The organism is Romboutsia sp. CE17, from assembly GCF_012317385.1.
GTDB lineage: Bacteria > Bacillota > Clostridia > Peptostreptococcales > Peptostreptococcaceae > Romboutsia_E.
Genome location: NZ_CP051144.1, coordinates 1,047,732 through 1,073,294, shown reverse-complemented (window position 1 = coordinate 1,073,294; position 25,563 = coordinate 1,047,732). Strand labels below are relative to the sequence as shown.

The 25,563-nt window shown below is 27.3% G+C and carries 21 protein-coding genes and 1 other annotated feature; of the genes, 2 read left to right on the top strand and 19 right to left on the bottom strand.

What is annotated here, in order from left to right:
- Positions 1 to 94: 94 nt before the first annotated feature.
- From HF520_RS05080 to HF520_RS05015, 14 genes are all read right to left on the bottom strand, one after another.
- Positions 95 to 1,807 (bottom strand): phospho-sugar mutase, encoded by a 1,713-nt coding sequence (locus HF520_RS05080; protein ID WP_168572999.1) that lies wholly within the window; start codon positions 1,805 to 1,807, stop codon positions 95 to 97.
- Positions 1,808 to 1,897: 90 nt separating this feature from the next.
- Complete coding sequence (locus HF520_RS05075) at positions 1,898 to 2,743, bottom strand: 3D domain-containing protein (protein ID WP_168572998.1); 846 nt, start codon at positions 2,741 to 2,743, stop codon at positions 1,898 to 1,900.
- 313 nt (positions 2,744 to 3,056) lie between these two features.
- On the bottom strand, positions 3,057 to 4,466 hold the full coding sequence (locus HF520_RS05070; protein ID WP_243155200.1) for a cation:dicarboxylate symporter family transporter: 1,410 nt from the start codon (positions 4,464 to 4,466) through the stop codon (positions 3,057 to 3,059).
- A 314-nt stretch (positions 4,467 to 4,780) separates the two neighbouring features.
- Positions 4,781 to 5,146, bottom strand: a complete 366-nt coding sequence (locus HF520_RS05065) for a zinc ribbon domain-containing protein (RefSeq protein ID WP_168572997.1) — start codon at positions 5,144 to 5,146, stop codon at positions 4,781 to 4,783.
- Between the two features lie 58 nt (positions 5,147 to 5,204).
- Positions 5,205 to 6,248 carry a sulfate/molybdate ABC transporter ATP-binding protein gene (locus tag HF520_RS05060; protein WP_168572996.1) on the bottom strand — a complete coding sequence of 348 codons (1,044 nt, stop codon included), beginning with the start codon at positions 6,246 to 6,248 and terminating at the stop codon, positions 5,205 to 5,207.
- Positions 6,249 to 6,944 carry a molybdate ABC transporter permease subunit gene (modB, locus tag HF520_RS05055; RefSeq protein ID WP_330586308.1) on the bottom strand — a complete coding sequence of 232 codons (696 nt, stop codon included), beginning with the start codon at positions 6,942 to 6,944 and terminating at the stop codon, positions 6,249 to 6,251. It lies immediately after the preceding gene.
- A 21-nt stretch (positions 6,945 to 6,965) separates the two neighbouring features.
- A complete protein-coding gene (modA, locus tag HF520_RS05050) occupies positions 6,966 to 7,748 on the bottom strand; it encodes a molybdate ABC transporter substrate-binding protein (protein ID WP_168572994.1) in 783 nt (260 codons plus the stop codon).
- A gap of 248 nt (positions 7,749 to 7,996) precedes the next feature.
- Entirely contained in the window at positions 7,997 to 9,016 is a 1,020-nt protein-coding gene (gene ilvC, locus HF520_RS05045; protein ID WP_168572993.1) for a ketol-acid reductoisomerase, read from the bottom strand.
- A 26-nt stretch (positions 9,017 to 9,042) separates the two neighbouring features.
- On the bottom strand, positions 9,043 to 10,719 hold the full coding sequence (gene ilvB, locus HF520_RS05040; RefSeq protein ID WP_168572992.1) for a biosynthetic-type acetolactate synthase large subunit: 1,677 nt from the start codon (positions 10,717 to 10,719) through the stop codon (positions 9,043 to 9,045).
- Positions 10,720 to 10,746: 27 nt separating this feature from the next.
- A complete protein-coding gene (ilvD, locus tag HF520_RS05035) occupies positions 10,747 to 12,396 on the bottom strand; it encodes a dihydroxy-acid dehydratase (protein WP_168572991.1) in 1,650 nt (549 codons plus the stop codon).
- A gap of 137 nt (positions 12,397 to 12,533) precedes the next feature.
- Complete coding sequence (locus tag HF520_RS05030; protein ID WP_168572990.1) at positions 12,534 to 12,761, bottom strand: ACT domain-containing protein; 228 nt, start codon at positions 12,759 to 12,761, stop codon at positions 12,534 to 12,536.
- A 73-nt stretch (positions 12,762 to 12,834) separates the two neighbouring features.
- Positions 12,835 to 13,083, bottom strand: a binding site (T-box leader).
- 82 nt (positions 13,084 to 13,165) lie between these two features.
- On the bottom strand, positions 13,166 to 13,624 hold the full coding sequence (locus HF520_RS05025; protein ID WP_168572989.1) for a hypothetical protein: 459 nt from the start codon (positions 13,622 to 13,624) through the stop codon (positions 13,166 to 13,168).
- Between the two features lie 79 nt (positions 13,625 to 13,703).
- Complete coding sequence (locus HF520_RS05020; protein ID WP_168572988.1) at positions 13,704 to 14,441, bottom strand: M48 family metallopeptidase; 738 nt, start codon at positions 14,439 to 14,441, stop codon at positions 13,704 to 13,706.
- A 121-nt stretch (positions 14,442 to 14,562) separates the two neighbouring features.
- The gene (locus HF520_RS05015; RefSeq protein WP_243155199.1) at positions 14,563 to 16,326 is read right to left on the bottom strand and encodes a hypothetical protein; all 1,764 of its coding nucleotides are present in this window, start codon (positions 16,324 to 16,326) and stop codon (positions 14,563 to 14,565) included.
- A gap of 416 nt (positions 16,327 to 16,742) precedes the next feature.
- Between HF520_RS05015 and HF520_RS05010 the strand changes: the two genes are divergently transcribed.
- Entirely contained in the window at positions 16,743 to 17,867 is a 1,125-nt protein-coding gene (locus HF520_RS05010; RefSeq protein WP_168572987.1) for an AI-2E family transporter, read from the top strand.
- Between the two features lie 138 nt (positions 17,868 to 18,005).
- On the opposite strand, the gene HF520_RS05005 is transcribed toward HF520_RS05010, so the two are convergent.
- From HF520_RS05005 to ilvA, 3 genes are all read right to left on the bottom strand, one after another.
- Positions 18,006 to 18,797, bottom strand: a complete 792-nt coding sequence (locus HF520_RS05005) for an HAD family hydrolase (RefSeq protein ID WP_168572986.1) — start codon at positions 18,795 to 18,797, stop codon at positions 18,006 to 18,008.
- 285 nt (positions 18,798 to 19,082) lie between these two features.
- On the bottom strand, positions 19,083 to 20,120 hold the full coding sequence (locus HF520_RS05000) for a branched-chain amino acid aminotransferase (RefSeq protein ID WP_168572985.1): 1,038 nt from the start codon (positions 20,118 to 20,120) through the stop codon (positions 19,083 to 19,085).
- A 97-nt stretch (positions 20,121 to 20,217) separates the two neighbouring features.
- A complete protein-coding gene (gene ilvA / locus HF520_RS04995; protein ID WP_168572984.1) occupies positions 20,218 to 21,426 on the bottom strand; it encodes a threonine ammonia-lyase in 1,209 nt (402 codons plus the stop codon).
- 236 nt (positions 21,427 to 21,662) lie between these two features.
- Between ilvA and HF520_RS04990 the strand changes: the two genes are divergently transcribed.
- Positions 21,663 to 22,853 carry an MFS transporter gene (locus HF520_RS04990; protein ID WP_168572983.1) on the top strand — a complete coding sequence of 397 codons (1,191 nt, stop codon included), beginning with the start codon at positions 21,663 to 21,665 and terminating at the stop codon, positions 22,851 to 22,853.
- A gap of 139 nt (positions 22,854 to 22,992) precedes the next feature.
- Here HF520_RS04990 and HF520_RS04985 read toward each other — a convergent pair whose 3' ends face one another.
- Together HF520_RS04985 and HF520_RS04980 are read right to left on the bottom strand one after the other, a co-directional pair.
- Positions 22,993 to 24,069, bottom strand: coding sequence for a tetratricopeptide repeat-containing glycosyltransferase family 2 protein (locus HF520_RS04985; RefSeq protein WP_243155198.1), 1,077 nt, complete (start codon positions 24,067 to 24,069; stop codon positions 22,993 to 22,995).
- A gap of 259 nt (positions 24,070 to 24,328) precedes the next feature.
- The gene (locus HF520_RS04980) at positions 24,329 to 25,537 is read right to left on the bottom strand and encodes a patatin-like phospholipase family protein (protein WP_168572981.1); all 1,209 of its coding nucleotides are present in this window, start codon (positions 25,535 to 25,537) and stop codon (positions 24,329 to 24,331) included.
- Positions 25,538 to 25,563: the final 26 nt, after the last annotated feature.

The window sequence follows — 25,563 nt, the reverse complement described above, 5'->3', positions numbered from 1 at the left end:
ATCCCCCTCCCTATTTAAGTATATTATATATATATTTGCTTTTAATACTATTAAATATAAAAAAGATGCGATAAAGTTCGCACCTTTTTATTATTTATCTTACAGTTTCTAAATCCATTACATTACTTAATATTTTGTCTAAGCTTCTCTTTATTCCATCTAATTTATTATTTGCTTCAGATTCATCTTTACCTTTTACAGCAATATAGAACTTAAGCTTAGGCTCTGTACCAGATGGTCTAACAGCTATCCAAGATTCATCTTCTAGGAAGTATTTTAATACATCAGCTTTAGGAAGATTATCTATACCTTGCTTATAATCTTTACATTCTACAACTTTTACATCATTTATAGTATCTATTTTTGTATTTCTAAAGTAGCTTATTATTTCTTGTATTTTTGCAATACCTTCTATTCCTTTTAAAGTTATAGATATTGTTTTTTCTTTGAAGAACCCATATTTTTTATATAATTCAACTAATCCTTCATATAAACTCATACCCTTAGAATAATAATAAGCTGCCATTTCAGCTATTAATAATGAAGCAACTACACCATCTTTATCTCTAGCATGTGTTCCTACTAAGTATCCATAACTTTCTTCATATCCGAATAAATAAGTATTTTTATTAGTTTCTTCAAAAGATTTTATCTTTTCACCTATGAATTTAAATCCAGTAAGTACATTAATAACTTCAAGATTATTTGATCTTGCTATATCTGCTCCAAATTCAGATGTTACTATTGTTTTTATAAGAACTGAATTTTCTTTTAATTTACTATTTTCTTTTAATCCTTCTATTATATAGTTAGTTAAAAGTCCACCTATCTGATTACCTGTTAATAATGCATATTCACCACTTATAGTCTTTACAGCTACACCAACTCTATCACAATCTGGGTCAGTTGCTATTACTAAATCAGAACCACTACTTTTTGCAAGTTCTATTCCTCTTGTTAAAGCTTTTTGTTCTTCTGGATTCGGATATTCTATTCCTGCAAAGTTTGGATCTGGATTTTCTTCTTCCTTTACTACTAGTACATTTTCAAATCCAGCTTCTTTTAAAGCTCTTTTTATTGGAACATTTCCAGTCCCACAAAGTGGAGTGTATACTATCTTGAACTCTTTTCCTACTCTCTCTATTATATCTTTTCTTAATGATTGTTCTTTAACAGCTTCTATAAACGCTGTATCTTGTTCTTCATCTAACATTATTACTAATTCTTTATTTTCATCAGTTATAGTAGGTATTGTGCTATAATCTTCTATACTATTTATTTCATCAGTTATAGCATTTGCTATTTCCGGCATAACTTGAGCCCCATCTTCCCAATATACTTTATATCCATTATACTCAGGTGGGTTATGGCTTGCAGTTATAACTATACCAGCTATAGTATGTAACTTTCTTACTGCAAATGATAACTCTGGAGTAGTTCTTAAACCATCAAATATATATGCTTTTATTCCACACGCTGCTAAAGTATTTGCTGTTTCTATACAAAATTCTCTAGACATATTCCTATTGTCATGAGCTATTACTACCCCTCTATTTTTTTCTTCCAAAGCATTTTTTATTATATAATTAGCTAGACCAAATGTTGCTCTTCTTACTGTATATTTATTTATTCTATTTGTACCTGCTGCTATTATACCTCTAAGACCAGCAGTTCCAAATTCTAAGTTCTTATAAAATCTGTCTTCAATTTCTTTTTCATTTCCTTTAATAGAATTTAATTCCTCTTTTGTTTTTTCATCAAAGTAAGAGTCATTTAACCATGTTTCATAAGTTCTTTTGTACCCCATACTACTTCTCCTTTTAAATCTAAATCTTTTTTCGTAAATTTTATATAGTTTAATAATAATATAGTTTATTATTTAAGTAAAGTTAATTTGCTATTTAATATAAATATCTATAGTTCTTCTACCCCAATTTATACATTGTGATTCATTATTCATAAATATATCTATCTTATTACCTTTTATTGCTCCTCCACAATCCTCTGCTACAAATGTCATTCCAAATTGAGGAATGTATACTTTTGTTCCATATGGTATGACTCTTGGATCAACTGCTATAGTACCCCATTTAGGAGTTGTACCTGTAGAGGTTATAGAATCTCCTGCATATGCTGTTGCTACTACTGTCATATGTTTTCCAGTTATTGATGTTGATGTGTTATTAGAAGTATTATTAGAAGTGATATTATTTCTTGAAGTTTTAGATCTCGATGCAACAATTATTTCTTCTTTTGTTCCATTTTTTACTATTTTATCAACAGGCTCAGTTGCTATTTTTTCTTCAACTAAAGATTTTTTTACTAATTTACCATCATGATAAGTAAGAGTATAAGTTAATTCTTTTTCTCCATTTTTACCTTCTTGTGATATTTTTGTATTACCTTTTTCTAAGGTATTGTCATCTACAGACTTTACATCAAAAGGAATCTCTTCTTTCTCAGTTACTTTACTTTCTGTTACTTGTACTACTTTAACTTCCATATAATCATTTACTTCTGAATTTAAACTTGGAGTTATTATGTCATTTTTATCATACTCTATTTCATTTTCATCTAACAAATCTTTTACTGTTTTTTTAAACGTAGATACTTTTCTCTCTTCACCTTTTACAACTATACTTATTTGTTCTTTGTTTAAAGTCCAGTATCCACATAAAGAAACACCTAGTGCTAAAGATGTTGCTAAAAATAGTATAATTAAATTTTTCTCTTTAAACATCATATAATTCCCCCTATTTTAACTCATAAAATATTTTATGAATTATTATTTAATTTTTAGTTCTTTATAAATTTATATTATATGCCTTTAAAGATTATGTAACTAAATTGTAACTTTTCGTTTCTATATTGTCAATTGACATTTTTGTCAAAATATGCTTATCGGCTAGTTGCAATATTTTTATAGAGTAATTTTTATACTTTATCCTTATTTTGTTATAAATTGCTAGTCATTATTAAAAATATAAGAAGTGAATTTATAATAAAAAAGAGTTGCCTTAAGTGTGTATACTTTATAAAGGCAACTCTTTTTTTATTTAGGCTGTTTTTTCATCAACCTTTTTTTCATTTTTATTAAATATATCTTTATCTATTTTTCCTAAAGATTTAGCGACAGCAATTGCGGTTGTACTTGCTCCATTAATATTTATCATAGTACGCCCCATATCTAGTATTGGGTCTATTGCAATTATACCACCAACTAGTGGGAAATAAGCACCAAGTCCCACTCCAGATAGAACTACTGAAACTGCCATAGTAGCTGTTCCTGGTAATCCTGCTATACCTAATGAACTTATAGTTATTACAATAAATAACATTGCATAGAAACTAGCATTCATTTCTATACCGGCCATATTAGCTGTAGTTACTGCAACTAGAGCTGGATATATTCCTGCACATCCATTCATACCCATATTAGCACCTAAACTTGCAGTAAAACTAGCTATACTTTCATCTACTCCTTGTTTATCCTTTAATGTTTCTATAGTTACAGGTAATGTACCTAAACTTGATCTAGAAGTGAAGCCAAGTATAAGTGGCTCTACTGCATTTTTAACATAAGTTATAGGATTTAATCCATTTAAACTTATTATTATTAAATGAATAACAAATAATATAGCTACAGATATATAAAGTGCTGCTACAAATTCAAATACAGATATCATAGATGATATACCACGAGCTGTTATTGTATTTGCTAACATTGCTACAACTGCATATGGCATAAATTTAATTACTGTCATAGCTACACTTATTATTATTTTATAAAATGCTTCTACTAAATTTTCAAATGGCTTTATAACATCAGCATATTTCTTTCTCTGTCTCTTTACTGCTAATCCTAAGAATGTAGCAAATATTATTATTGCAACTATATTTCCTTCAGCCATAGAAGCAACTGGATTTGATGGTAATAAACCAATTATAGTATCTACTAAAGGTGTTATTTCTCTCATCTCTGTAGTAGCTTGCACTACTTCTTGAGCTCCTCTACCTAATTGCATAACATTTCCAACTACAATACCAACAGTTGCTGCTAATGCTGTTGTTGTTAATAATATTCCTAAAGATCTAAATGTTAATTTACCTAAATTTTCACCTTCATCCATATTAATTATAACTCTTAATATCGATACAAATACTAAAGGAACAACTAACATTTTTAATAAATCCATAAATCCTGAGCCAAATAAGCTATACCATTTACTAACTTCCACTAACCAAGCAACTTTACTTGGATCTTCAGGAAGTTTAGCTACTAATTGTATAACAACTCCTAATACTAATCCTATTAATGTGGCATATATAGTTCTAGTTGAGAACTTTATTTTCTTTTTTTCGAAAAAATTAACTATAAAAAATGTTCCTATAAGTACTAATATAAAAATAACAGTTTTTATATCAGTAATCATAAGGAAGTGAGGTAAAAATGAACTTTCTCCCATATACGATTCCTCCCTGATTTGTTTTATTGCATATTTTTTATTTAAATAAGTATAATTTCTATAATTTATTAACATATTTTCATCAATCTTCTTTTAAAATTAATTTTTATTTATTAAATATAAAAGTAGGTTTTGATCTATTTTCTTTTATGAACTTATACTTATTATCAAAATGATAACCATTTATATTTATTATACTATTATCATTTTGATAATGCAATATATTTATTCCATTTTCTACTAAGGATTAATATTTTCTATATAATAAAAAGAGAAGCTATTAGAAATGATATCTCTAATAGCTTCTCTTTTTATTATCTTCTTTCTCCACAATATGGACAATAAGTAAAATTGTTATCTAATACAGATCCACAGTTTTTACACATATTTTGATTAATATTTATTTCATCCAAGTCCCAGTAACTTAAGGTTAATTCTGCTCCCTTTTCTATTTCTTTTCCTTTTTCATTAGAAATTTTATATATACTATTACATCCACTACATTGTATATAGTATTCTTCTTTCCATTTTATAATAGGAATAAAAAATATATGAAAGTAATTATAATTTTTTATTAATTTCATATATTCTCTTTGTTCACAATTGTTACAATTTAAATGGTCTATTTTTTTAATTTCATCGCTTTTATTATCTATACCTAAAATTCCTATAAAAAACATATTTTTCTCCTATTTTGCTAAACTTCAGAATTATAATTTAATATATATTATATACTACTTAGTATAAAAATACCTTATCAACTTCAAACTTAATTAGTATCTTATCCCCAGTACTTATATTTTTTATAGTCTTATTAACTTCTAATTCTATACTATTACTAATTTCATAGTTATGATTAATAGCGCTTATAGTATAACTAAATGGATTTTCAATTACGTTTTTTATAGTTACTTCCACAGTATTACAGTCCTTTTCATCAGCTATATGTATGTATTTCTCTCTTATTCCCATAAACTTAGCTTCTTTATTTATATTTTTATTTAACTTTAATTCAATTCCCCAATTTTCACAATAGATAGTTTTATTGTCTATTCTTTTTATACTTGAAATATTTTTACATCCAGTAATTTTAGCTTCTGGAAATGATTTTGGAAAATCAAATAAATCTTGAACGTTTCTTTTAGGCATACTTGTCCCTTTATCATATACTATTATATTATCACATACTCTATATGCTTCTTCTCTATCATGAGTAACAAATATTGCTTGCCCATTATATTCCTTCAAAATATTTATTAACTCTTTTTCCATACTTCCTCTTAGATGGTAATCAAGCGCAGAAAAAGGTTCATCTAGTAATAATATATCAGGTGATGTGCTTAATGCTCTCGCTAAAGCAACTCTCTGTTGTTGACCTCCTGATAGTTGCCAAGGGTATCTATTTTCTAGACCTTCTATACGTAATCTACTTATATAATTTTTTAAAACTGCATGTCGTTCTTCTTTTTTTATATGACTCAATCCTATTTCAATATTTTGAGTTACAGTCATATGAGGAAATAATGCATAATTTTGAAATAAAAAACCTACTTTACGTTCCTGAGTTGATAAGTTTATTTTCTTGTCAGAATCAAATAATACTCTATTATTTAATATAATTTTACCTTTTGTTGGAGTTTCCAATCCAGCTATACACTTTAATGTCATACTTTTTCCCGATCCTGACTCACCTAAAAATCCTAGTACTTTATTTTCTTCTTCAAACTTAGCCTTTAATTTAAAGGAAGATAAGTCCTTTTCTATATCAACATATAATGACATTTACCTATACTCCCTTCTATTTGTTTTTCCAATTGTTCTTTGTTGATTTTCAGACCAGCGATTTAATATTAATATCATAATTATAGATATAAATGTAATTATGAGAACCCACATAATCGCCTTTTTCATATCTCCACCTTCAACTGCAAAAAATATAGCTAAAGGCATTGTCTGTGTTTTTCCAGGTATATTACCCGCTATCATTAAAGTTGCTCCAAATTCACCTAAAGCTCTAGCAAACGATAAGACTATTCCCGCTATTATACCCGGCCAAGCTAACGGTATTGCTATTTTATAAAATATCTTCCATTCACTAAGACCTAGGGTTCTAGCCGCTGATATCATATTACTATCAATTTGTTCAAAAGCTGCTCTTGAGGTTCTATACATCATAGGAAAAGCAACTGCAGTTGATGCTATTACAGTAGCAGTCCAACTGAATACTAAATTTGTATCAAATTTTAAAAGCAACTTACCTATATATCCATTCTTTCCAATTAACAATAAAAGAAAAAAGCCTACCACTGTAGGCGGTAACACTAAAGGAAGTGTAAGTAATCCATCTATTACTCCTTTATACTTTCCTCTGTAATTTGACATTATATATGATATTGATATTCCTATTATAAATGTTATTAAAGTTGATAAAAAAGCAGTTTTTATGGATATTATTAATGGTGACCAATCTATATTCAATGTCATCCCTCTCTTTTTTAATTAATTTACAGCTTTGTATCCAAATTCCTTAAATATTTTTTGACCTTCATTACTTAATAAATATTCTTGGAACTCTTTAGCCGCATTTACCTGCTTACTACTTTTTATTATTCCTATTGGGTATACAATATCAGAGTGTGAATCTTCTGGTGTAGTTTCAATTATTTTTACTTGATCTGAGTTTATTGTATCGCTATAATATACAAATCCAACTTCTGCATTTTCTGATTGTGTCCATGCTAAAACCTCTTTGACATCTTTAGCAAAAACTAATTTACTTTCCACCTTCGACTTTAGATTTAGATTTGTTAAAACCTCATCTGCATATTTACCTGCTGGTACACTTTCTTTTTCTCCAATAGCTATATGTTTTACCTTATCTGTAAGCAAATCATTAATACTTTGTATATCACTATCTTTTGATGCTATTAACACCAAGTCATTTTTTAATAAGTCTTTATATGTATCTTCTAATAATAATCCTTCTTCTTCTAAAGCTTTCATTTGTTTTTGTCCTGCAGATATGAATATGTCACAAGGTGCACCTTGTTCTATCTGCTGCTGTAGAGTACCTGAACCGCCATAGTTTATGACTAAAGATACATTTTCATTAATTTTTTTATATTCTTTTTCTATTTCTCCCATAGCTTCTTTTAAACTTGCTGCAGCTGAAATATTTAATTCTATTGTTTCATCATTTTCATTTGAAGTTTTACTGCAACCTGATATACCTAATAATAAGCATATACTTAAACCTATAATTCCTAATTTTTTTATTTTCATATTGTCCCCCTTATAAATTAGTTATGTTTTGTTATGTTTTGTTATGTTTTGTTATTTACAAGTTGATTTTAATCTATTTTATATAAAATATCAACAGATAAAACTAAGAAATTATATTAAAATCGAAGTTAAATCTATATTTTATACTGTATATAAAAAAGTCGTATAAAATTATTTTATACGACTTTTTTATATAATTTATTTATATTAACTATATAATATATATTACAAATCTTAAACTTTTACAACTAGCAATTATGTGCTTTTTCCTTTTCACTTTGATTTAAGAAAGTCATCATACTTCTTAGTTCTCTACCTACTTTTGATATTTGTGAATTATATTCTTCACTTCTTTTAGCTAAGAATTTTTTACAACCATTTTCATTTTCTTCTATCCATTCTCTAGCAAAATTTCCATTTTGTATATCTTCAAGTATATCTTTCATCCCATTTCTAGATTCACAAGTTATTACTCTTTTACCTGATACATAGTCTCCATATTCAGCAGTATCACTTATGCTATATCTCATTCTCTCAAATCCACCCTCATACATTAAATCAACTACTAATTTCATTTCATGTAAACATTCAAAGTATGCTACCTCAGGTTGATAACCTGCATCTACTAATGTTTTAAATCCTGATTTTATAAGTTCGCTAACTCCACCGCATAGAACCGCTTGTTCTCCGAATAAGTCAGTTTCAGTTTCTTCTTTGAAAGTAGTTTCTAATACACCTGCTCTAGTTGCACCTATACCTTTTGCATAAGCTAATACCGTATTTCTTGCATTTCCAGTAAAATCTTGTTCTACTGCAAATAATGCTGGTACTCCGCTATTATTATTAAATACACTTCTTACTAAATGACCTGGTCCTTTAGGTGCTACCATTACAACATCAACAAATTTTGGTGGAGTTATTCTATTATAATGTATATTAAATCCATGAGCAAAAGCTAATGTTTGTCCTTCCCTTAGATTATCTTTTATACTTTCTTCATATACTTGTTTTTGAGCTGTGTCAGGTAGAAGCAACATTACTATATCACTTATTTTTGTAGCATCACTAACGCTTACAACTTTAAAACCATCATTTTCAGCTTTATTTCTTGATTTACTACCATCATGAAGACCTACTACTACATCTACACCACTGTCTCTAAGATTTTGAGCATGAGCATGACCTTGACTTCCATATCCTAATATTGCAACTCTTTTATTTTTTAATACTTCTAAATTCACATCATTTTCATAGTACATTTTTTTCATTTTATTTCCCCCTATTATTTTTTATATTAATGGCAAATTAAATTTTCTAAAGCATCATTTGGTGGAACTATTGGATATACATCATAGTCTTTACTTATATTACATTGTAAAATAATCGGCTTATTAAGCTTTAGCTTACTTAATATTTTTACAAGTTCATCTATAGTATCTACTTTATATCCTTTAATTCCATAAGAATTACCTAACATTATATAATCTAAGTTATCTAATATATCAGTCTCTGAATATCTTTTGTTAGAAAATAGTTTTTGCCATTGTCTTACCATTCCTAATGTATTGTTATTAAATAATAATATAAGTATTGGTATATTATAATTAGCTACAGTAGCTAGCTCATTACAATTCATTCTAAAACTACCATCACCAGTTACAAGTACGACATTTTTACTACTATTCCCAATTTTTGTCCCTATTGCAGCTCCTAGCCCAAACCCCATTGTTCCAAGTCCTGCCGATGTTATAAATGTTTTCCCTTTTGAAAACTTCCAACATTTTGCTGACCACATTTGGTGTTGACCTACATCAGTTACAACAATACTATTTTTCCCAAACTTTTCATTTACTAACCTTAGTATATTTTGAGGATGAAATTCACTAGATTCTATTTTTTCTTTTTCTTTATATGAATATATTTCTTGCTTCCATGTATAATTATTTTTGTTAGATACCATATTGATTAAAATATTTAAGATTTCATTTATATCTCCTATTAAAAAAACATCTGTTCCTACATTTTTATTTACCTCTGATGGATCTATATCAATATGAATTATATTTGCATGTTTAGCAAATTCTGAAGATTTTCCTACTACCCTATCACTAAATCTTGCACCAATAGCTATTATTAAATCTGAGTTTGACAAAGCTAAATTACTTTCTCTACTTCCATGCATACCTACCATACCTATTGATAGTTCATGTTCTCTATCTATTCCACCTAGTCCCATAAGAGTATTTAATACCGGTGTATCTATTTTTTTTGCAAACTGCAATAATATATCTTCGCTATTTGATGATTTAACACCACCTCCAGCATAAATTACTGGACACTTAGAGTTATTAATTAGATTTACTGCTTTATTCAGATTATCTATATTTTTTTTATTTAATTGAAATGTTTTAATCTTTTGTAATCTATCTTCATTTAAAAACGATCCATAATTACTTATATCAAAATCTATTTCAGTTAAAAATAAATCTTTTGGTATATCTATTAATACTGGACCTTTTCTTCCACTATTAGCTACTTTAAAAGCTTCCTTTATAGTAGGGGCTATATCTTCTACTTTTCTAACTAAAAAATTGTGCTTAGTTATAGATAATGTAACTCCAGTAATATCAATTTCTTGAAAAGAGTCTTTTCCTAATAAGCTAGTTGATACTTGACCACATATTACTATAAGAGGTACTGAGTCCATATATGCGGTGGCTATTCCAGTAACTGCATTTGTAGCCCCTGGACCTGATGTTACAAAACAAACTCCGACTTTTCCAGTACTTCTTGCATATCCATCAGCTGCATGAACTAGTCCTTGCTCATGAGCACTTCTTACATGCTTAAAGTCTTCTTTGTAGTCATATAGAGCATCATATAAAGGTATTACTGCACCTCCTGGATAACCAAATATAGTATCTACACCTTCTTTTTTAAGACATTCTAATAAAACTCTTGAACCATCCATAAGACACCTCCCTCCTTATTAATATATCTAGTCACATATAGCACCCTTTCCAGCTGAGGAAACTAATGCTGAGTATTTTTTTAAGTATCCATTTAAATTTTTCTGTTTTATCTCTATTTTTAATTTTCTTTCACTAATAGTATTTTCATCTACTAATAAGTCTATAGTTCCTTTTTCTAAATTTACTTTTATTAAATCATTATCACACACATATGCAATTAGACCTCCTTCTGCTGCTTCGGGTGATACATGACCTATTGCAAAGCCTCTACTTCCACCTGAAAATCTTCCATCAGTAATTAGACATACATCTGCATCAAGTCCCATGCCACATAGAGTAGATGTTGGTGTAAGCATTTCTCTCATCCCTGGCCCACCTTTTGGACCTTCATACCTTATTATTACAACATCTCCCTTCTTTATTTGGCCTGAAAGTATTGCATCTACACATTCTTCTTCACTTTCATAAACTTTTGCTTTTCCTACAAATTCAGCAACATTAGAGTCTACAGCTGATTTTTTTATAACTGCACCATCTAATGCTAAATTTCCCCTTAATACCTTTATTCCACCTTCTTTTGAATATGGATTATCTATATCTCTTATTACGTAATTATTTTTCTTTTCTACTAGCAAGTTTTTAATTAAATCGCCTTCACAAGTTATCAAATCTGCATTTATCAAATTAATTTTATTTAACTCATTCATCACTGCATATACTCCACCACTTTCATATAAATCTTCTATATAATTGTTTCCTGCTGGACTTAATTTACATAAGTTTGGAACTCTTGAGCTAACTTCATTTATAATATCTAAATTCATATCAACCTTAGCTTCATGTGCAATTGCACTTAAATGTAGCACCGTATTAGTTGAACACCCTAAACTCATATCTAATGCTAATGCATTTTCAAAAGCTTCTTTTGTCATTATGTCTCTAGCTTTAATATCTCTTTCAATTAACTCCATTATTTTCATTCCAGTTTTTTTTGCAAGCCTCTTTCTTTCTGAATAAACAGCTGGTATAGTACCATTTCCTTTAAGTGCCATTCCTAAACCTTCAGTCATACAATTCATTGAATTTGCTGTAAACATTCCTGCACAGGATCCACAAGTTGGACAAGAAACTTCTTCTAATTCTAAAAGTTCCTCCTCACTCATATCATTATTAGCTACTTTACCAACACCTTCAAACGTGGTAATTAAATCAACTCTATTACCTTTATATTTTCCTGCAAGCATAGGTCCTCCACTAACTACAATACATGGTATATTAATCCTTGCAGCAGCCATTAACATACCAGGAACTACTTTATCACAACTTGGTATTAGTACCAATCCATCTAAACTATGAGCTTTAGCCATTATCTCTATACTATCAGCTATTATTTCTCTACTTACTAAAGAATACTTCATTCCTTCATGATTCATAGCTATACCATCACACACAGCTATTGACGGAAACTCTAGTGGAGTCCCTCCTTTTAATAATATTCCTCTTTTTACAGCTTCTGATAATTCTCTTAAATGTATATGACCTGGTACTATTTCATTAAATGAGTTTACTATTCCTACGAACGGTTTATTTATCTCTTCATCTGTATATCCACTTGCTTTAAGTAAAGATCTATGTGGAGCCTTAGTTAATCCCCTTTTTATATTATCACTCTTCATCTTATCCCCCCTAAACCATATCGTTATCATTTATTTATTAATTAATAAATTCATTATTTCTTTTATGTGTATTATTTACTAACTTTATTAAAACATTTAAGTATATTATTTTTACTATTTTTGTTAAAATACTTTAATTATTGAGCTTCAATATCTCTTACATCATAAAGCTTATTCATATAGTTTATTACTTCTTGTACTGATGTTTCTTCTTCATCTATAGTAAGTCTCATACCAGTATTTTTATAATTATCAGTAATCATACTGATCGATTTTATAGTTATTTCTTTTCTTCTTAACGTTGTCGCTACTCTTAAAAATGAATCTATTCCTTGATTTAAATTAGCATATAAATTTATATCCATATTGAACTACCTCCTAAATTTATTTTTATATAAATAAAAAAACTTCCGTCAATATAAGCAAACTTAATCTGCTCATAAGGACGAAAGTTATATTCCGCGGTACCACCTTATATTATAACTATTAAAATAACAGTTATCTCTTATTATTCAGGTCTAAGTAAACCCTAGCTATATAACGTTAGCATACGTTCATGCTTACTGATAGTTCAGCATGAAAGCTTAGGAGTGATCATTATATATCCGTATTAATGCTAATTTCCACCAAATATTAGCTCTCTGTAATTAATACCTTGAATATTTTTGTCTCCATCATTGCTTTAAAATATTTTATTTGTTTAACTTAATACAAATTATATGTGATTTGATTAATTAAGTCAACATTATTTTTGGTAATTTTCTGAATTTTATTTATTTTCATTTTTATCTTCACTAATATTTATACGTTTCTTTTTCCTTTTAACTTTTTTTATTTTTCTTCTTTTTTTCTTTGAACCTCGTACAGCTGATAGTTGAGCAGCTATATCTTCTCCTGCAAAAATAGTTTCTTCTCCACCTATTGTTGCTTCTTCTCCTGTATTTTGTTGATTTGCTTGATTTATCCCATTTATAATACCTCTTCTTGTCCTTAGCAAAGCTAAGTCAGAAGTAATCATTCCTGCAAAAACAATTAACATATCTAAATCTAAGTCATTTAACTCCTCTGCTATTGCGTAAGATAGGGTAGCGGATAAAATGACATAGTCTGCATATCCAATACTTGCTAAACCTAAGCTTTGCTGAGTAGTTGAGTTACTATTTATGTTATTTTTTTCATCACAACTACTTGTTCCTTTTTTATTTAATTTGTTAGTAGTATTATTCATTTTATCCCTCCTATCTAATATTATTGCTATTTAATTTATATGACTAAAATAAGATAAAATATTTGTATTTATATGACATCTATAGCTTTAATTTATACGAATTTTCCTTTAACCATATTTCGGCATCTTTATAATTAGGCATAATCTCTTCTACTAGATTATAAAAATCCTTAGAGTGATTCATGTAAACTAAGTGACTAAATTCATGAACTAAAATATAATCAATTGCCTCTACTTTAGCCATTGAAATTTTAGAATTTATATAAATATCTCTCTTAGATGTACAAGTTCCCCATCTCTTTTTCTGCTCTTTAACTTTTAATTTATTTGGTATTAACTCCTTCATATGTTTAAAATTTTCTCTACAATAAATAAGTCTTTGTAATACAAGCTTTTCACTTTCTTTTTTATACCAAATTTTTAGCTTATCCTTTATATATTCTTTTTCTAAGTTTTTTATTTTTATAATTAAGTCGTTTTTTTCTATATATATATCTTCATCAGTATCTTTTATTATTTTTAGACTATACTCAGTCCCTAAGTACATAAATTTTTCGCCATTTATATACTCTTTATCTTTATATACATGCTCAAACTTTTTATATTCTTCAAGCTTTTCTATTATCCACTCTACGTTTTCCATTATGAAATCTCTTAGAATTTTCTTTGACACATTAAAAGGACTTATTATTAATACCTTACAATTAGGATTTATTTGAATAGTTATATTTTTTCTTTTTCTGTATATTAATTCTATAGCTATTTCTGCACCTTTATGTTTAATAGTAATTTTCTCATTATCTTTACTTTTCTTCACTTAAATCTCCTACCTGTAACACTATTTAATAAAATTATATCATATAAAAAAGAGGTAAACTATTAAAAGACTACCTCTTAATTATACCAGGATTATATTACTTTCCTGGTCTTGAACTATATTACTGCAAGCTATCCATAAAATCAAATAATGTAAAAGTATTATCTGGCATAAAACTTTCTAATCTCTCTTTTACAAGTGATATATACCATGATTTATCAAGCTTATATGGAATTTCTTTATCTATTACTTTGCTATTATCAATAAATACTCTATCTGGAGTATAACTTATTTTTTCTAATTTATTATCATATCTTGTCTTCATTATAGCATTATCAGAAATAGATTTACTTGCAAATACTCTTAATACTTTTAAGTTTATTTTTTCATTACCATGAGTTGCATAATTATATTTACCTGTTATTTTTACACACTTTTGAAAATCTATTAATTTATTAGAATTATTTATTGTAACTTCTACATCAATGTTATTAATCAATTTTTCTTTTATAGCTTTATTAACTATTGGTAAATCGTTATCTATTATACTAAGTTCTTTGACATATGCACCTTTGCTTTTTACTTTACCATTTTCTTTTATATATATATAATTATTAACATCTTTTTGTATAATTTTCTTTATAAAGTCATGCTCAAGTTCCATTTTAGTCCTCTCACACCAGCTATTGCAAATTTCTAAGTATTTATCTACATCTTCTTTTGAGTTAAATTTAAACATCACTCCGTCTGTATTTCCTTGAATAAACTCTGCTTTACTTCCAAATTCTAATTCTACCTTTTCAATTAAATCTAACAATAAAAGTTGTCCATTTACACAAATTGCCGTTCCTTGACGAGGATCATAAAGATCATTATTTGCATCCATACAAGCACCATAAGCACTATTCAAAACAAGTTTAAGAGATTTTTCTATAGGATTTTTCTCCTTCTTAAGATTAAACCTTTTATCTCTTATTTCTTTATATTTAGATGGATCTTTTACATTCCTACTAAGTAAGTTATATTCTATCATTATTGATGGATAAAAGGAACTTACATCTGAATTTACTATGAAATTTTCTGCTTTATATTTTTTTCTAGCTGAATGTAGTCCACCCCATCCAAAGTCAGTTTCTACTCCATATATATTTGTTTTTAGATATTTTTTATAATCTCTATTATTATAATCTTCGTACCATTCTTTTATATTATTATATTTACTAAGAGTTATAGTCTCTATAATTTCAAATTCATTTGTATCATTTCTTTCGTAGTTAGGCTTTCTTGCTCCTAGTATATATGCACTTAATTGAGCTTCAGTTTTATTAAACATACCTTCATCTAAATTAAAATATTCAATTAAACCTAATTGTGCTTCATACTTATAGTATACATGTTCAAACACTTTGAAAGTCATTCTTACATCATGCAAGCAATACGTAATCAATTCCTCTATTTCTTCTTTTGTTGGGTATCTATCTAAATTAAATGAAACACTACTTTCCCTTATATCTTCTCCCATAAATAATTCAAGCTCTTTTAAGCTTCTATATGTATCATTTATTTCAAAAATATATAATGGCACCTTGTGTAAATTTCGATCAATTTGCCATCCTGATAATTTTTGTTCAATAAGTTTTTCTGAAACCTTACAAGGATCAAGTCCAGCTATTATTGATTTTAATATCCATTGATCATATCCCTTTATATTATATCCTATCCAAACAGAGTCTTTATTTTTATTATATACTCTTATAAGTTCCTCTCTATTATTTACTATGATGTGTTCTTTTTTTGTTTTATAATCTTTCATACAACACATCCAAAATCCACCTTTAGATAAAACTTCAAAGTCTATTATTATACGTCTTCTTTCTTTTCCCATAATAATTATCCTCTTTTTATTAGTTAGTTAATATTAGTTTCCTTATTTGTCATTATTTATATACATTATTCTATACCCTATTTACATTTTAATTTAACATCTACTTCCTTTAAAATCTATAAATTTAACTTTGTATAATTTAGTAAAAAACTTTTACTCATAGTTTTTATTGATATTTTTAATTTGTTATAATATAATAAATAACTATAAAACTAAATTCCTTAAAGGGGAGTAGCTTTCACATTGTGATAATCAGTCGTCATTTCGGATTAAATCCCGGTTGATTAGCAAGAAAATTAAACTTGTTAGCAAGACCTTTAGAGATATCTTCATTTTTAATGACTATATCTTTAAAGGTCTTTTTTATTTGAAAGTAAATAGTTTTGACAAAATAAACATAAATGAGGTATAAAAATATGAATAAAATAAAAGAAGAAATTTTTAAATCTATAAAATATGTAATACCAATAATATTAATATTTATTGGTATATTAATATTAAAAAACTTCAACTCAATAACAAATTTTATCAGTGTTAATATTGCTAATATAAGTGAAATACTCACACCATTTTTTATTGGGTTTGTAATAGCTTATATACTTAATCAACCTATGAAACTTTTAGAAATTAAATTTAAGCTTAAAAGACCTATATCTATATGCATTATTTACGGTGTAGTTCTATGTATAGTAATATTTGCATGGTTATTTATAGTTCCCGTTATAAGATCCAATATTAATGAAATTTATTCATTAATGCCTCAAGGCATTGAGCAGGTTCAAAATTTTATAAACAATATTTCTTCAGAGATAAAATTTAATATAAATAATCCAGATGCTAAGCTTCAAATAAATAAATTTATAACTAATATACTAGTTCCTTTATCTACTTCAACCGCTACTATGCTTAGTGAATTAGTAATAAATTTAACTAGTGTAATTGTATCGTATGTAATTAATATATTCTTAGGAATAGTTATATCAGTTTACTTACTTTTATCTAAAGAAAAATCTCTTCATATAGCTAATATAGTAGCTAAAAAATTATTGAAAAAATACTATTTAAAGATAAAAGAATTTGTTAACATATTAGACAAAAATATAGGAGTTTATATAGTCGCTAAAGCTACTGATTCAACTATTTATGCTATTATTTGTACTATAATACTTCATTTAGCAGGTTCAAAATATGCTCTTTTCCTAGGTATTATAGCCGGTATTACTAATATGATTCCATTTTTCGGTCCAATAATCGGTACGATAATTGCTGTAGTAGTAAACTTATTCTTCTCCTTTGATAAAGCTATCATTGTATTAATTGTTATGGTTGTTGTTCAACAAATAGAGAGTGCTGTACTTGAGCCATTCTTTGTTGGAAAACAAGTTGGAGTTCCTCCTATATTTACAATATTAGCTGTTACTATTGCTACTAAGTATACTGGTTTTATAGGCATACTATTATCTGTTCCTGTAACAGGAGTACTACTTATGTATGCTAAAAAATTTTTTAAAGATGATGGTGAAAGTACAATAGAATTATAATTAAAATATCTGTTTAATTATAGGTAATATTATCTTTAAATATGAAATAATATAAAAAACACATGCAAATTATATTTTGCATGTGTTTTTTATATTATTTATTTACATTCTCTAAATATGCTCTTAAATTTATTTTTATCATATTACATATTTTTCAATCCCTATAGCTACCCCATCATTTTGCACAGAATCAGTAACTTGTTTAGCATATTTTTTTACCTCATCACTTGCATTACCCATAGCTATTCCGCAACCTACAACACTAAGCATTTCTATATCATTTTTTCCATCCCCAAAAGCATAAGTGTTTTCAATAGGTATATTTAGATATTCTATTGTTTTTAATATAGCCGTAGCTTTGGTATTTTTCTTTAAATATAATTCTACAGCTCTTTTATTTATACTACTAAAATAATCACACTCTGGATTACTTTTTACTAGAGATATACAAATATCCATAGATTTATCATCTGGACATAACATCTCTACTTTATGTGCTTCTACTTCATCTAAAGTGTAATTTCCTTTTAAGTATTTTCTTGATACACCTATTTTATCATAATAAGCATAAAAATCATCAAACTTATCTTTTAAATAAGAATATAATTCACCTTGTAAGATATATTGAATATTATTTTTTTCTAATTCATTTTCTAATGTCGATATAAATTCCTTATCAATAGTTTCGCTATATATGGTTTCATTATTTATTATAACATGTGCTCCATTAGATAATATAAATCCATCAAAACCAAAATCTAATAAATTTTGACTTAAAAGAGCATATGGTCTACCTGTAGCAATAAATACATAATCACCATTTTTTTGAACTGCACGAATTACTTCTTTAACCTTTGGAGTTATATCAACAATTCCACCAAAACAATCTATTAATGTTCCATCTATATCAAAAAATATAACTTTTTTCATTATAGCCCCCATTATGTCTTTTATATTTTATTCTCCCATTTAACTTTAACTATTTTGTGATATAGTTATAGTTAGGCTTTATTATCTTATAATTATATCATTAATTTACATAATATATAAAGAGATAAATAAAATATGAAATACATACAGAAGTATACAATTTATATAATAACCAATATTACTTGGTTACTAAATTTCCAAAGAAAATGAAACTGATAATATAAAATAAACTATAAAATCTTTTATTAATTACAACTTATATTAACCTTTTAAATATTCATTTTTTTATTTAGAATATTCCTTCTCAAGCTTTACTATCCAACCCTCTGGAGCTTCTATATCTCCAAATTGTATCTTGTAAAGAGTTTCATATAATTTAGTTACTTTTGGTCCTGCTTCTTCTTCACTATAAAATATATGTTTATTTCCATTATAAGTTATACTTCCAATTGGCGTTATTACAGCGGCAGTTCCACAAGCACCAACTTCATCAAACTTATCAATTTCATCTATTTTTATTTCACCTTCTATAGCTTCCATTCCCAAATAATCTCTTGCAACTGTTAATAATGAATTTCTAGTTATACTTGGAAGTATTGAAGGTGAATCTGGTGTTATAAATTTATTATCTTTCGTTATTCCGAAGAAGTTAGATGTTCCAGCTTCTTCTATTTTTGTATGAGTTTCTGGATCTAAGTATATACAATCTGCAAACCCTTCTTCTACAGCTATTTGGTGAGGAAGCATACCACAAGCATAGTTTCCTCCAACTTTAACACCACCAGTTCCTAACATAGCTGCTCTATCATATTTTGCTGTAGTCATTTTTACAGGTTTAAATCCACCCTTAAAGTAAGGACCTACTGGTATTCCAAATACACAGAATATATATTCTGAAGCTGGACCTGATCCTATATTGTCCCCTGAACCAATTACAAATGGTCTTAAATAAAAAGTTGCCCCGCTTCCATAAGGTGGTACAAATCTTTCATTTGCTTCTACTACTTTTAAACATGCGTCTATAAATTTATCAACAGGTACTTCAGGCATTAATATCCTTTTGCAACTTTTTTGAAGTCGCTTTGCATTCATATCTGGTCTGAATAATTGTATATCTCCATTTTTAGTACTATATGCTTTTAAACCTTCAAAACATTGTTGTCCATAGTGAAGTGATGTTGCACTTATGCTAATTGATATTTTATCATCATCTTGTAATAAGCCATCATCCCATTTTCCATCTTTATAGTGAGATATGTATACTTTATCTACTTTTTGGTATTTAAATCCTAGTTCCTCCCAATTTATATTTGCTTTTTCCATTTTTATCCCCTCTCTCATTGTGTTATTATACTTTTACTATATAATAGCACAATGAGAAGAGAATAGAATATATTTTTTGAATTTTCCGTAAATTTAATTATTTTTCTTTAATTTTAAACCCGGCATCTATTATAGCTTTTTTAATTTTTGCTATATGTTCATGATTAAATGTTTCAATTGTCATATCTGCGTTTAAACTACCAATATCTCCTATAGAAGATAAGTTAGCTTTTATTATATTACCATCAAAACCACTTATTATTTTACTTAATTCCGCTAATCCTCCTGGTCTATCTTGTATATTTGTATTAAATGAATAAAGCCTACCACTTTTTATTAGCCCTATTCCTATAATCTTATTAAGTGTATTAACATCAATATTTCCACCAGATATTATACATACAATATTTTCATTAGATCTTGGCTTATACTTACCACTTAATAATGCTGCTGTGGTTACTGCACCTGAACCTTCTGCAACTACTTTTTGATTTTCCATTAAAAATAATAACCCTTCAGCAATTTCATCTTCTTCTACTAAAATAACTTCATCAACTAAGTCCTTAACAATTTCAAATGTTAATTCGCCTACTGTTTTTACAGATATACCATCTGCAACGGAAGTAGATTTAAATGCAGTTGTAACTTTACCTGATTTTATAGATTCATACATAGAAGGTATATTAGCAGTTTGTACACCTATTATTTTCACATTTGGATTCAATGCCTTTGCTGCTACTGCTACACCAGATATAAGTCCACCTCCACCAATGGGGCATAGTATCGTATCTACTTTATAATCCATTTGTTCAAATATTTCAAGTCCAATAGTACCTTGTCCAGCTATAACATATTTGTCATCAAAAGGATGTAAGAATGTTGCTCCTGTTTCTTTTTGAATCTCTACAGCTTTTGCATAAGCATCATCATATACCAATCCCTCTAGTATAACTTTTGCACCATATCTTTTAGTTGCTGTTACTTTAGCTAAAGGAGCTGTAGATGGCATAACTATTGTTGCATCAATACCATTCATAGTAGCCCCAAGTGCAACTCCTTGAGCATGATTACCTGCACTAGAAGCAATAACTCCATGAAATTTTTCTTCATCTGTCAAGTTTGCAATTTTATTACATGCTCCTCTTACTTTGAATGATCCAGTTTTTTGTAAGTTTTCACATTTATAAAAAATATTTGCTTTAGTTATATCACTTAACTTTCTACTTTCAAGTATATCTGTTTTTTTTACAATCTCACTTATTGTTTTTTTTGCATCTTGAATATCTTTTAATGTCACTTTTTGCATTATTCTCCTCCTAGATGAAAATATTTATTTCAATTTAAATTAAACTAAATTACATAATATTAGGTTTTCCAATAATTAAATTTATATATGAAGATATTTATATTAAAACTGTGTTATACTAACTAAATTTCCAATTTATTTTATAAGCTATTTATTGATTGTTATTATATAGAATTTTTTATTATTCATTGGTAATTATAAAAATGTAAATATTTATATAAGAAAGGTGGTAGTATATGGACTCTAAAAGTAATTATAAATATATAATTGCTATATCTGGATTTATATTAATGGCTACAACTTTTAGTATAGTTAATAGCGTTAGCACTATATTAGTTGCTCCAGTTATCAATGCAAGAAACTTTACTATTAGTGAGTATTCCTTATTATTTACTATAAATGCAATTACAATGGCTATTTTTTCTCCTCTTATAGGTGCTTTACTTAGTAAAATTAATATAAAAATTATAATGGCTGTATCATCCATATTTGCAGGTGTAGGATATATTATGTATGGCTTTGCAAACAATATTTTTGCGTTTTATGCTATAGGTATAATTGTTTCTATTGGCGTTTGCGGTCTTACTACAATTCCAATTTCTACAATGATTTCAGATTGGTTTGATTCTAATAAAAAAGCATCTGTAATGGGTATAGTTTTTGCAGGTATAGGTACTGGTACTTTCTTTTGGATGCAATTAGTATCCAAAATTTTAGAAAAAGCAAGCTATAAATGGGTTTATTTACTATTAGGATTTATTATACTAATTATCTCTCTTCCGATTAGTTTATTTATTGCTAAAAGACCTTCTTATGCTTATAAAAATACCTTAGAGGATAATGACTCTATACAAAATAAATCAATAAATTTTAAAGAAATTTCAAAGACTCCTGGTTTTTGGTCTTTTACAATTGGACTTTTTTTAATGGGCATTAGTTTTGCCGGAATTAAACAACATGTTCAGTCATATTTATCTATTTTAGGATACTCACTTTCCTTTAATGCCAATATAGGTTCACTTATTGCAGTTGTTGGTCTTAGTGGTAATATAGTTGGTGGGATTGTATTTGATAAGTTTAAAACAAAATATGTATTAGGATCTCTTGGTATTATAAGTATAACTAGTATTATATTATTATTTTTAGCAAATCAACCATTTTTTGCTTACTTATTTACAATATTTTATGGAATGACAATGTTTGTATCTTCTGTATGGCCTGCTTTTGGCGTAAGTAGAATTTTCCCAAATGAAAATTATTCTGTTATATTTGGTGTTGCTAATATGTTTATAACTATCGGTGCATCTATCGGTCCATTTTTATCAGGAATAATAGCAGATACGTATTATGGTTATCCTGCTGCCTGGACAATTTATCTTATTTTAACTATTATTTATTATATTCTATTTATTAAGACAGTAAAGTAGCTATAATTATCTATTTTACTATACATATATTTTTACTTATCAAAGTATATAAATTTTAAAATGTAAGTAAAATAGATAATATCTATTCTAAATATAATCTATTTTACTTACAACATACTATTTTTAATATGATTTTTCTCTACTGCAGAAGGTTTTTATTTTTAGTAAAATAATTTTTGTTGTATTTAACTGCATAATCATTAGGTTTGTACCTAGCAGCCATTTCATTACATCTAAAAGATTCTTTCATATCCCCTTTTCTAAAATAGCATACACAAAGTTGAATCCAAGGTAAATAAGTATATGTGTCATGACTTATTAGAGCCATATCATCCTCTCTAGGATATAAATTTATCGCTAGTTTATACCAAAAAATAGCTTCATCTATTTTATTTTCTCTTAAAAATTTTTCACCTAATACACAGCAAAAATCTGATCTTGGTATTCCATATTCAAAGGATTTAAATATATATTTAAATTCATTTTCACGATTATTTTTTTTACTATAACAATCAGCTAATTTAAAGCACGCAGCTTTTATATCTTCAACCCATCCCTTATTATTTTCTATAAACTTTATATATTGATTAATTGCATCATCATATCTACAGTTATCGTATAACTCATTTGCATAATAATATATATCTCTATTTGAAAGTTTACATCCTTTAGATATTTGATCTTCATAAATTTTTAAATTTCTATTCGTGTGTATTTTATTTTTTTTATGTGTAATACTTATATTAGAATTAATTATATTTCCATAAACTTCTAAGTACTCATGAACATATCCTATCCATTTAAAATTTCTACTTCTCTTAACTAATCTATTTCTTTTTAAAGAATATAAAGGTTTGTTATTTTCATCAACTTCTAGTATATAATTCATAGTTACAGAATCTACACTTTCATCTAAATTTTCTTTTAAATTTAATAATCTCTCTGCATCATTTTCCGTTAATATATCATCAGCATCTATCCATAATATATAATCTTTAGTTGCTTTTGAAAAAGAAAAGTTTCTAGCTTTTGAAAAATCATTTATCCATTTAAAATTATAAACTTTAGCACCTAGACTTTTAACTTTTTCTATAGTAGTATCAGATGAACCAGTATCTACAATTATAACTTCATCAATCACATTAGATACGCTATTTAAACATCTTTCAATAACATCTTCCTCATCTTTTACTATCATACATAAACTAATTTCCATATTTTCCTCCAACTAAATATTAATTAAATATTAATACATTATATTCAAAGTATTCTTTCAATTGATACAACACTTAATCTAACTTCTATTAATTAAAATTTAATCTATTAATATCATGTATGCGAGTTTAGTAGATAGCTGTACTTATTCCTAGACACTACTTTTATTCAAAATCATATGGCATCTTTTCAATTTTATGTAAAATAAAGTAGCTAAATAATAAAAAGGACTAAATCTGTCCTCTTCTCAATTATTTATATTATTTTTTGATAGGCAATGTATCTAATATTACATAAGCTACTTCATCTAACATATGACTTCCTAATAAATCTTTCACTAATTTTTTTAGATTTCTTAAGTGTCTTTTCTTTCTCTCTTCTATATTTTCTATCGGATTATTATTTTCTATAGCTTCTATAAATTCATTTATAGTATATATTTTAAACTTTTCTACGCTTTTCTTTTCTGCTACAAATTCTAGCATACCTAAAAATATCTCATCATATGTAGCTGTATTAGGTAATTTTAATAAATTTGCAATAATAGGCATAATTTTTTCAAATATCATTCTCTTAGAATCCATAGGAGGTACTTTTAAAGTTTCACCTATTTGAAAAACTATATCTTCTGGTATATTATATAATATATCAAAGAAGAATCTTTCCTCAAAAGGTTTAATATAATACTTTCTTCCCTTAAGATTTCTAATAACTTTAAGTGTATCAAAATAGCCTAAAGTTATATTTCTTCTTATAATATCATTATCAAAAAGTATAGCCTTTCCTAAATCTTCTGATGCTATTATATTAGTGATATTTACGTCTTTACTCTCCAACTTAGAGAATTTTTCACTATGAGAAGTTCTAATTGCAATAATATCCTTATATCCTTTTCTTATTAGTAAATTTACTGGACAATTATCATGTATGCCTCCATCTATATAATATTTTCCATCTATTGGATAAAGCTTAAATCCTGGAAAATTTGCACTTGCCATAATATAGTCATTTAATTTTCCAATTGGTATATCTTCTTTATATATTTCAATCGGATTAAAGTCTGGAAGTTCTACCGTAACCATTCCGAAGTCTACATTTGAATCTCTAATTTTAAATTCATCAATATTATTATATAAAACCTTTCTCATTCGACTAGTATCGATCCCTTTATTCTCAATTATATCTTTAGTCTTTATTGATAAATATTTAATTGTATCCTTTGTAATTTCACCATGTATCACTTGACTCATATACTCATTTTCTATGTCAAATAAGGTTGATGGCTCTATATTTAACCATATATCATAAGCCTTCTCAAAGTCACCCTGACTTATTAGTGCACCATTAAAGGCTCCTATTGAGGTCCCTACTATTCCGTCAAACTCATATCCATATTCTAAAAGAGCCTTGACTGCACCTATATGAAATGCGCCTTTAGCGCCTCCTCCTTCTAGTGCTAATCCTAGCATTATGTTACCTCCTTTTAATTGTAATT